General features: G+C 61.8%; 5 protein-coding genes and 1 pseudogene. All 6 read right to left on the minus strand.

Annotated features, from left to right (window positions below):
- Positions 1-75: 75 nt before the first annotated feature.
- A pseudogene (locus ACEN2R_RS20705) lies at positions 76-339 on the minus strand (EamA family transporter); the annotation flags it as partial.
- A gap of 158 nt (positions 340-497) precedes the next feature.
- Positions 498-1,151, minus strand: a complete 654-nt coding sequence (locus ACEN2R_RS20710; RefSeq protein ID WP_442044802.1) for a DsbA family oxidoreductase — start codon at positions 1,149-1,151, stop codon at positions 498-500.
- Positions 1,151-1,774 carry an NAD(P)H:quinone oxidoreductase gene (wrbA, locus tag ACEN2R_RS20715; RefSeq protein ID WP_442044803.1) on the minus strand — a complete coding sequence of 208 codons (624 nt, stop codon included), beginning with the start codon at positions 1,772-1,774 and terminating at the stop codon, positions 1,151-1,153. The genes ACEN2R_RS20710 and wrbA overlap by 1 nt, the downstream gene beginning before the upstream one ends.
- Positions 1,775-1,880: 106 nt before the next feature.
- Positions 1,881-2,768 (minus strand): LysR family transcriptional regulator, encoded by an 888-nt coding sequence (locus ACEN2R_RS20720; RefSeq protein ID WP_442044804.1) that lies wholly within the window; start codon positions 2,766-2,768, stop codon positions 1,881-1,883.
- Between the two features lie 206 nt (positions 2,769-2,974).
- On the minus strand, positions 2,975-3,490 hold the full coding sequence (locus ACEN2R_RS20725; protein WP_442044806.1) for an AAA family ATPase: 516 nt from the start codon (positions 3,488-3,490) through the stop codon (positions 2,975-2,977).
- Between the two features lie 53 nt (positions 3,491-3,543).
- Positions 3,544-4,239: a DUF4386 domain-containing protein gene (locus ACEN2R_RS20730; RefSeq protein WP_442044808.1), complete on the minus strand. Its 696-nt coding sequence runs from the start codon at positions 4,237-4,239 to the stop codon at positions 3,544-3,546.
- Between the last annotated feature and the right edge of the window lie 108 nt (positions 4,240-4,347).

Raw genomic sequence — 4,347 nt, forward strand, 5'->3', positions numbered from 1 at the left:
CCATGGGTTCGTTCTCCTGCGCCCTCAAGTGTAAACTTTAGCCAGTCAATTGTCTCACGCTTATTGGCACAGAGGGCCGGGAAGCCGGTAGGCCGCCACGAAGAGCAGCACCCAGAACAGCGCGAAGTTGAAACTGCCAAGCAGGAATACGCGGCCGAGCCAGGCGCGGGGCGGCAGGCAGCGCGTGACTGCAAGAAGCAGGAGTCCGGCCGGCAGAGCCCGAAGCGCGGCAAGGGTCACGGGATAGCCGGCGGGCAGCGCCTCTGTCGTGATAAGATAGGTGCTACCCCAGATTGCCGGGGCGAGCGCGGTCAGAAGGATATCAGTGGTGCGTGACATGGATCATGCCTCCAGAACGGGCGCATCAGAGCGGGTAAAAGGGAAGGCGCGGACGCTCGGGCCGGCGGGTATCGAGGCCGATGTCCCACATCAGATGGGGCGCCACGCCACGCGGGATGCGTCGCTGGTGCCGGCACCTTTGTTAAAGAGCGAAAGTGTCATGTGTATTCCTTCCAGGCGACGAGGCGCAGGGCGGCGCGCAGTTGCGCGGCCAGATCCTCGCGCGGTCCGTTGATGAGGCGCGCGCCGGTTTCCCGGACGATGAGGGTGGGAATGGAGCGAACCTGAAGTGCGCGGGCGTGTTGCCTGTCGGCTTCAACGCCTTGCGCGGTTTTTGGGTCGTAAAAGACCTCGGCAAAGGCTGTCGGCTCGAAGCCCAGTTCCCGTGCCGCGTGGAGCACCGTCGCGGGATCGGCGATGTTGCGCGCCTCGGTTAGATGCTCCCGCTGGAGGCAGTCAAACATTTCCCAGTGGGCTGCCTGTCCGCCGAGACGCTCCGCCGCTTTGCACCCAAGCGCGGCGGTCATGCCATGAGGATAGTCGAACAGGGCCGCGCGCATGGCGTCGATATTGACGAGCTCCGGTCGGTCGCTGACCTCACGGCAGACCGCCCAATGCCCGAGGATAGTTGCGCGGGCGTCCTCGGGCATGCCCCAGCGCGCGACCATCTCGGAACGGCTGGCCTGCAGGACGAAGGTGCGGTGCCGGATATCGAGGTCGAACTCCGCTGCGAGGTCGCGCATCCGAGACGAGATGTTGAAGCACCAGCAGCAGACGACGTCGTGAAAAAAGTCGATGGTGAGCGAGGCCATCACGCAGCCTCCTCGTTCAGATTAGCCCCAGCCAGCCGCGCAGCGATCCGCGCGACATGCGCGCCTTGAAACCGCGCGCCGGCAAAGTCGGTTTCTGTGGGCGCGCGCGACCCGTCGGCACCTGCGATCGTGCCCGCACCGTAGGGTGCGCCGCCGACGATCCCATTGGCCGACGTTTGTCCAGCGAAGGTATAGGGCATGCCCGCGATCAACATGCCGAAGTGCTGGAGCGGGATCTGCGTGGACAGCAGCGTCGCCTCGTGTCCGCCATGCTGCGAGCCGGTCGAGGCGAAGACCGCCGCGACCTTGCCCACCAGCGCGTTTCGCGCCCAGAGGCCGCCTGCCTGGTCAAGGAAGGATTTCATCTGCCCGGCCATCATGCCGAAAAGCGTCGGCGTGCCGAAGATGATCGCGTCGTAGGCTTCCAGATCGGCAGGTGCCGCTACAGGTGTATCATCTTCGGCAAACCCAGCCTTCCGCTGGATATCGTCCGGGACTGTTTCGGGCACGCGGCGGATATCGACATGGGTGTTGGGCACAGTGCGTGCGCCCTCGGCCTCGGCTTGCGCCAGCGCACGAACATGGCCGTAGCTGGAATAGTAAAGAACAAGAATGCGGGTCATGGGATCCTCTCAGGCTTGAAGTTTCGATGCCTGGGAAGATCGGTGATGTGCCGCGCCGGAATAACCGACTCGTTGTCACTTCATTCTTTACGATGGTTGAAGAATGTCAGGAACGCAGAGCTGTCCGGAGATGATCAAGAAAGGCGGTCACCTTTCCGTCCATGCCCAGCCGCGAGGCTGTCACGGCAAAGATCTCAGGTGCGGGAAGCTCCCAGTCCGCCAAAACGCGAACCAGTTCGCCCCGCGCCTCGGGCGCGTTCGAGACGAAGTCCGGCAAGGTGCCGATGCCCTGACCTGCAATCAGAAGATCGCGCAGCACGAGGCTGTTGCCCACTCGGACCGGTGGATCGAGCTCGATGGTGGTCGAACCGGCAGGGCCGTGCAGGGCCCAAGTGGTCAGGTGGTCCGCCAGCAGGAAGCCGATGACCCGGTGCTGCGCAATGTCCTTTGGCGCCTGCGGAAAGCCGGCCCTTTCCAGATAGGCGGGTGCTGCGAAGATCCGTTGCCGCATCGTTCCGATTTTGCGCGCCACCAGCGCCGAGTCGGGCATGGCGGGTCGAATGCGGATCGAGACGTCGAACCCGCCCTCAACCATGTCCACAACCCGGTCGTCCATGGACACTGTCAGACGCAGATCGGGATAGGAGTCGAGAAACGTCGGCAGGATAGGCGCTATCACCGCCTGCCCGAACGAGCTGGAGGCGTTGACCTTCAGGTGACCGCGCACGGCCCCGGCGCCATCGCGGATGCGCGTCTCGACCTGGGTCACGGCATCCAAAATGCCGGTCGCCTCGTCGTAGTAGAGTCGCCCGGCATCCGTGAGCGACATAGAGCGAGTCGTGCGGGTGAGCAGCGTGCTACCGAGGCTTTCCTCAAGCAGTTTGATCTCACGGCTCAGAAGTGCCGGCGAGACGCCAAGATCCTCCGCTGCACGGGCGAAGCTGCCGCGTTCGACGATGCGGCGGAAGGCTTGCATGACGGAAAGCTTGTCCACTTGGCTTAAACCCGGTTGGTTGCCGAGCGATCCACAGAAAATCGCCTACTCGCAAGAATAGCATAAATCGCCAAGCGTTGTTAATGACTTGGTTGCGTGGCGTACCGCCTAAGGCAAAGAACCAGAGAGACGGTGTGTCCTGCCCACACCATACGAAACCACAGGCCTAAGGGAGAAAGGGGTGTGCACTGCCTCAGTCATTTGCATCAGGTCTCCAGCACCGTATCAAGACCGTCATCGTGAACCTCGAGATTGAAGCCTTCATCCGGCGTCGGCGCGGCGAAGTGACATGAAAACTGGTGGAACTGAGCTTCTGTCACGGCAAAGGGATGGTCTCCGACCGCATTTCGCGCGCGCAGCCTGGCGAGGCAGATCTCGTCAGAGACATCCAACACATGAAGCTTATGGGCGACTTTGGTATTCTTGAGGATACCCTTCATCCAATCGCGTTGTGTGACGGTGTTCGCTGGAAAGTCGAGGACGACCGAAGCGCCTGCATCGAGGAGCGCAGCCACATGAGGCCCCATTGCGCTTCGCAACTTTGTTGAGTAGCTGACGTAGTCTGCCAGCGAATGCATTTCTTCTGCGAAGAGCGCGTCGAGCCAGGTGTCTTCTGCAACGAGAACGGTCCCAGGCGTGGCCGTGAGTTGGGCGGCCAATGTGGACTTTCCGGAAGCGATTTTTCCACAGAGGATGTGTAGTGTCGGATGTTTTGGGGACATGGTGAAAGTCTCTTTGAAAAGGGCTTTTGGATTCGGGCGACTGGCGCGACGGGTCACAATCCCGAAGCTGGTAAGCGCGAAGACCGCTGAAGGAGCAGCCGAAGACAGAAAGCGGTCTCGGCCAGAATTGTCAGCCCGTAGGCCGGGGCGAACATCGGCGAGACCTCAGGAGCAAAGAACCGCAAACCGCTGCCGATAAGGTAAACGAGCCCGGCGATCCCGAGTCCCGCACCGAAGGCCCTCGCAAAGACACCCGAACGCCAGACGAGTACTCCCATCATAAGGCTGTTCACGCCGAAGAACACGAGGCTGAGATCGTAGCCGTGGCCATGCAGATCGAGGAACACCAGCGCCAGCATAGGGGCATCGGCCAGCACATCGCCGCGCGAGAGAAGCAGCCATGCGGCCTGCATCGCCAGTAGATTTGCCGCGATCAGCACAGTTTGGATGAGCCGGAATACCATCGCAGACAGGGCCAAAGCGGGCGCGGCAGCGCGAAAGATCAGATAGAGCAAGATGGCCAGCCCCGCATCGCTGAGCGCCATCACGAGGTCAGCGGCAATAGCCAGGCGGAACTGACCAGGTGCTGCAAGGATCGCGGCGGCGGTGCCATCTGCATTGCCAAAGTCGATCAAGGGGCCGCGAAGGCCCAGCTCTGCCCCAAGGCCCGTGATGATGATGACGAAGTAGAGCAACCCGGCGAGTTGCGCTCGGTGCGCAAGATCGGGGGTAAGGGGGGATATGGCCATAAGAAATTCCTTTTCCAAATCGGCATCATACTGGACCTGCACCGGTTTCGTTCCGGTCAGGTGCTCATGTTAAGCGGCCTTTCGTTCGAAGGCCACGGGGCTTTTGCC

Source organism: Pseudogemmobacter sp. W21_MBD1_M6 (assembly GCF_052119585.1).
GTDB lineage: Bacteria > Pseudomonadota > Alphaproteobacteria > Rhodobacterales > Rhodobacteraceae > JBGQOJ01.

Excerpts from the sequence above, each read along its gene's own strand:
- ACEN2R_RS20710 (WP_442044802.1), bottom strand. The coding sequence starts at position 1,151 with ATGGCCTCGCTCACCATCGACTTTTTTCACGACGTCGTCTGCTGCTGG.
- wrbA (WP_442044803.1), bottom strand. The coding sequence starts at position 1,774 with ATGACCCGCATTCTTGTTCTTTACTATTCCAGCTACGGCCATGTTCGT.
- ACEN2R_RS20725 (WP_442044806.1), bottom strand. The coding sequence starts at position 3,490 with ATGTCCCCAAAACATCCGACACTACACATCCTCTGTGGAAAAATCGCT.
- ACEN2R_RS20730 (WP_442044808.1), bottom strand. The coding sequence starts at position 4,239 with ATGGCCATATCCCCCCTTACCCCCGATCTTGCGCACCGAGCGCAACTC.